This is a genomic window from Pseudomonas sp. P4_C1, assembly GCF_056402155.1.
Window position 1 is genome coordinate 1 of the sequence record NZ_JBFUHY010000136.1, and the last position, 5,348, is coordinate 5,348.

General features: G+C 59.5%; 4 protein-coding genes and 1 pseudogene. 1 reads left to right on the top strand and 4 read right to left on the bottom strand.

The features are described 5' to 3' along the window. Positions 1–295: MFS transporter (locus AC1DU9_RS29375; protein WP_477811225.1), on the top strand; the 295-nt coding region annotated here is incomplete at its 5' end. Between the two features lie 102 nt (positions 296–397). Here the strand turns inward: AC1DU9_RS29375 and AC1DU9_RS29380 are convergent. From AC1DU9_RS29380 to AC1DU9_RS29395, 4 genes and pseudogenes are all read right to left on the bottom strand, one after another. Continuing rightward, positions 398–1,303 (bottom strand): amino acid ABC transporter substrate-binding protein, encoded by a 906-nt coding sequence (locus tag AC1DU9_RS29380; protein WP_223460624.1) that lies wholly within the window; start codon positions 1,301–1,303, stop codon positions 398–400. Positions 1,304–1,351: 48 nt separating this feature from the next. Beyond that, positions 1,352–2,692 carry a putrescine-ornithine antiporter gene (gene potE, locus AC1DU9_RS29385; protein WP_477811226.1) on the bottom strand — a complete coding sequence of 447 codons (1,341 nt, stop codon included), beginning with the start codon at positions 2,690–2,692 and terminating at the stop codon, positions 1,352–1,354. Positions 2,693–2,772: 80 nt separating this feature from the next. Next, entirely contained in the window at positions 2,773–4,956 is a 2,184-nt protein-coding gene (gene speF / locus AC1DU9_RS29390) for an ornithine decarboxylase SpeF (RefSeq protein WP_223460628.1), read from the bottom strand. Positions 4,957–5,206: 250 nt separating this feature from the next. After that, a pseudogene (locus AC1DU9_RS29395) lies at positions 5,207–5,348 on the bottom strand (DNA/RNA non-specific endonuclease); the annotation flags it as partial.

The window sequence follows — 5,348 nt, forward strand, 5'->3', positions numbered from 1 at the left end:
GTTGTGTGGCGTGGTGACGGCGGCCTTGCTCTCGGAAACCTTCCCTACCCGTACCCGATACACCGCCTCGGCGATCACCTACAACATGGCGTACACCCTCTTTGGCGGCACCGCTCCGCTGGTGGCGACATGGCTGATCAGCACCACCGGCAGCAACCTGTCGCCAGCGTTCTATCTGATCGCGGTTGCATTGCTCGCGCTGGCGGGTGGTCTGGCATTGCCGGAGACTTCGAGGATTTCCCTGCATGACGTTGCGTCGCAAGAAAAAGCCGAAGGAGTGAGCGCGTCCGCCTGAAACACCAAAAAAGCCTGTCCTGGGCCCGGTGCGGATCTGTAGGAGCGAGCTCGCTCCTACAGTAGCAACACGTCCGCGGAGCGCCCGTTGCCAACGATGCCACTAAGGCAACGCATACACCCTGAACAGTTTTTTCACGGTAGCGTTGGTTCCGCCCAGGTACTGGTCGTAGGCCTTTTCTATGAAGCCCGAGTGATAGGCTTCACTCAGGGCCATATCGACCAGCAAGCGGAAGTCTTCGTCGTTACGCTCCACGATCATCGCCACCGGCGAGTACTCGAAGATGCGGTCCAGGAGCATCAGGTTCTTGGCCGCGCCCTCCTTGGCGACTTCATTGCGCAGCAGCATGCGTTCGGAGAAGAAGGCATCGGCCTTGCCCTCGGCGACCAGCTTGACGCCCTCGTCGTTGTTGGCCACGGTCACCAGCGAAGCGATCACGTTGAGCAGGCGCATCTGTTCGCGAATCCAGTCTTCGGTCACGCCCCCCTCCAGGGTCGCGTAGGTTTGGTTGGCCAGACCGTTGTTAATGCTGGCACGCCAGGTCGGGCCGGTATTGGCCACCTTGCCATTGAGCACATTGAGCAGCGATTCGCGAGCATCGTTGCGCACCACGACCGAGAGGCCGGCAGTGTAGATCGGTATGGAGTAACTGATCATCTTGCGCCGTTCCAGGGTAGGCGGTGTCGGCGTGCAGAGGATGTCGACTTTACCCTGGCTCACCGCGTTGACCTCGTCCGAAATCTTGACGGGCTGGTAGCGCACTTGCAGGTCGGGCAGACCCAGCTCGCTCTTGAGCTTGTCGGCGACTTTCAGGCACAGGTCGATGGCATAACCGCTGGCTTTGTCGCCTTCCTGCTTGCTGAAAGGGGCCAGGTCCGGCAAGTAGCCCAGGGTCAAGGTTTGGCTGCTGCGCACGCGTTCAACGGTGTTGGCGCCAGCCACTAGCGGCAGCGTCGAGAGTGCGAAGGCAAGCAGCAGTCTGGTGGTTGTGGCAAATGGTACGTTCATGTCCGGTTTCCCCGTATGCAGATGTCTGTGCAGTCCTGTTGGCCACGCCTAAGGGTTTGCGGCCCTTGCCTGGTTGGCCGCCGGCGCGTCGGTGAAGCGCTTGGCGAGGAATCCATAGAGCAGGTAGCCGAAAGCGAGCACCAGGGTGCCGCCCATCACTGCGTCCTTGCCGCAGGCATACAAGGCGTACAAGGCGTACGTTATTGCAATCAGCAGGACCACCACGTTACGCGAGTGTATGGCCGACGAGACCCCGGCCTTGTGCATGATCACCAGCAGGCCGGTCATCGCAGTTATATAAGGGATCAGGTTGGTGACCGCCGCCAGGCTGACCAGCTTGCTGAACTGTGYGGCGGCGTCGGGCGAGATGGTCGACAGGGCCAGGAGGGTCTGCAGCACACCGCAGACAATCATGCCGACGACGGGGGCATTCATGGCGTTGACCTTGCTGAACAGCTTGAGGAACAGGTTCTGGTCAGCCGTCATCTTGGCGGTTTGCGCCAGGGTAAATTGCCAGCCCAGCAGCGAGCCGACACAGGCCATGACCGCCAGCGCCATGACGATATTACCGACCATCGGGCTGAACATCGTGGCATAGACCAGCGCGAAGGGGGCGGAGGACTTGGCCAGCTCAGCGTTGGGAATGATGCCCTGGATAACGGTGGTCGACAGCACATAGACCACGGCGGCACCCAGGGTGCCGAACAGGCAGGCCAATGGCACGTTGCGTTTGGGGTCTTCCACGGCATCGGTGGCCTGGGCCGCCGACTCCATGCCCAGGAAGGCCCACAGGGTCAGGGGAATGGCTTTGCCGATGGCTTCGGAAATCGCCAGGCTATTGGGGTTCCAGGCGGCGGCCAGCACATCGGGCTTGAACCAGAACCAGCCGATGATGCTCAGGCCGGCTACCGGAATAATCACGCCCCACACCGTGAAGGCGCCGATCTTGCCGGTGATGCCTGGGCCACCGAAGTTGGCGAAGGTGGTCAGCCAGATCAGTGCGATCGTGCCGATGCACAGTGGAATCGCACCCGTGCCCAGCCAGGGCACGAAGGCCGTCATGTAGCCCACCGCCGAAATGGCCACGGCCACGTTGGCGATGGYCAGTGACAGGAAGTACAGGTACGAACAGAGGAAAAAACCCGACTTCGCATGGGCCTCTTCGGTGTAGGCGGACAAACCGCCGGAGCGCGAGCAGAAGACGCCACACTGGGCAAAGCAGTAGGCGATGGCCATCGAACCAATCGCCGTGAAAATCCACGACAACAAAGAGACGGCACCCAACTGAGCCATGTTGGTGGGCAACATGATGATGCCCGAGCCCATCATGTTGACCGTTACCAGCGTCGTGAGCCCCATCAGGCCCATTTTCTTGCTTGAATCAGCCATCGCAAACTCCTTGCCCTGTTCAGAGAGTTAACCCCTGGGCCCGCTGACCTGACACCTGCCACCGAGTACGAGGGTGATCCTTACTGCTTGATCACATAGCCATACGCCCGCGTGCGACCGCCTTCCTGCTGCAGATAAACGCCTTGAAGTTCCGGTGTGAAGCCGGGCAAGCGGTTGATGCCCTCCTCCAGCGCCAGGAAGTACTTGAGCACCGCGCCACCCCAGATTTCTCCCGGCACCACGCACAAGACGCCCGGCGGGTAAGGCAACGCGCCCTCGGCTGCAATGCGACCATCGGCATCCGCCAACGCCACCAGCTCGACGTTGCCGCGGATGTACTCGATTTGCGCTTGCTGCGGGTTCATGGCCTTTTTCGGGAAGTGTTCCTTGCGGAACATGTCCTTCTGCAGCTGCTGCACGTTGTGGCTGCGATACAGGTCATGCATTTCCTGGCAGAGCCTGCGGATGGTGTAGTCGCGGTAGCGTTCTTCGTACTGCGTATAGATCGCTGGCAGCACCCGGCTCATCGGCGCGTCGTCCTGAACGAAGCGTTCGAAACGGGCGATCTGTGCCGCCAGGTGACTCATCTTTGCCCAGTCTTCAGCCGGGGTGAGCAGGAACAGGATGGAGTTGAGGTCGCATTTTTCCGGAACGATGCCGTTCTGGCGCAGGAAGTTGGCCAGGATGCCGGCGTGAATGCCGAACTCGGTGTAGCTGCCGTCCACCGGGTCGATGCCCGGCGTGGTGAACAGCAGTTTGCAGGGATCGATGAAGTACTGCTTGTCGGCATAACCGGGAAAGGCATGCCAGCGATCCTTCGGATGGAACTCAAAGAAACGGATATCGCTGGCGATAGCATCGGTCGAATGATCCTGCCATGGGCGCCCGTCGATGGTATCCGGCACGAATGGGCGGACCATGGTGCAGGCTTCGATGATCAGCTTGCGCGCATTGATGCCGAACTTCACGCAGTCGTCCCACAGGCGCAGACCACTGCGGCCTGAGTGAATGCGGGCATTCACATCCAGTGAGGCGAACAGCGGGTAGAACGGGCTCGTTGAAGCCTGGGACATGAAGGCGTTGTTGAGCCGGTGATGGTTGCAGTAGCGGGCCTGGCCTTTGATGTGCCGGTCTTTCTTGTGGATTTGCGAGGCCTGGGAGAAACCGGCCTGCTGCTTGTGTACCGATTGGGTGACGAAGATGCCCGGGTCGTTCTCGTCCAGATCGAGCAGCATCGGCGAGCAATCCTTCATCATCGGAATGAACTGTTCGTAACCGACCCACGCCGAGTCGAACAGGATGTAGTCACACAGCTTGCCGATGCGGTCGACCACTTGCCGGGCGTTGTAGATGGTACCGTCATAGGTGCCCAGTTGAATGATCGCCAGGCGAAACGGCCGTGGCAGTTGCGCCTTGTCCGGGGCGACTTCGGCGATCAGCTGGCGCAGGTAGTCTTCTTCGAAACAGTGAGCGTCGATGCCGCCGATGAAGCCGTAGGGGTTGCGCGCGGTTTCCAGATAGACCGGCGTGGCGCCGGCCTGCAACAGCGCACCCTGGTGATTGGATTTGTGGTTATTGCGGTCGAACAGCACCAGGTCGCCCGGGGTCAACAGGGCGCTGGTCACCACTTTGTTCGACGCCGAGGTGCCGTTGAGCACGAAGTAGGTCTTGTCGGCGTTGAACACCTTGGCCGCATGTTTTTGCGCCAGCAGCGCCGGGCCTTCGTGGATCAGCAGGTCACCGAGCCTGACGTCGGCGTTGCACATGTCGGCGCGAAACAGCGTCTCGCCGAAGAAGTCGAAAAACTGCCGACCTGCCGGGTGTTTGCGAAAGAACTGGCCGCCCTGGTGGCCGGGGCAGGCAAAGGTCGCGTTGGCCGATTCGGTGTAATGCTTGAGCGCATCGAAGAACGGCGGCAGCAGGCTTTCTTCATAGGCCTTGGCGGCGGTCTCCAGTTGATTGCCGTAGTACTCGGCATTATTGCTGGACAGGTCAAACACACCATTGACCTGCAAAATCACATCCTGCAGTTGTTTGTAGACCTCCAGGGAACGATTGCTGCGGCCCTGAGAGGCCACCAGGAAGATGGGGATGTCGAAGCCGGTACGCTTGATGGCATCCAGCGCCCCTGCTGCCAAATCATCTTTCGAGAGTACGGCGACAGCGACATCGGTAAAGTCAGTCTGGTCGAGCTGGACGATTTCACGGGAATTACGAAAGCAAACTCGTACCGCATCGCTGGCAGCGATTTTCAAGGCGTTCATAACCAGAATCTCTCGGTCTGTCTGACGTTGAAGTTCCTGGGACGACCAACTTCAGAGGCATCATGTCCCGGGGTCAGGAGCGATTGCCCTATTGGGTATAGTTCATTTTTACTATTTGTTACTTCCTGCCGATTTTTTAAGTTGAATTAATCCAAAGGCATTGATCCTCAGCAATCACGCACAACGCTTGATTGCGGATGAAGCACCCCATCGGTTGCATTCAACCTTTGGGGTGCTGCTCATCCAGCCATCAAGTGCGCCCTGCGGAACCTGAGACGGGCAAGTTCCCGAGCAATTTGAGCCCGGTGCTCTTCACGAAAGTTTCATAGTCCATGGGCTTCTCGATTCGGGTTTCAGCATTAGGCAGTACGTAGGCCCAGGCACGTTTGGAC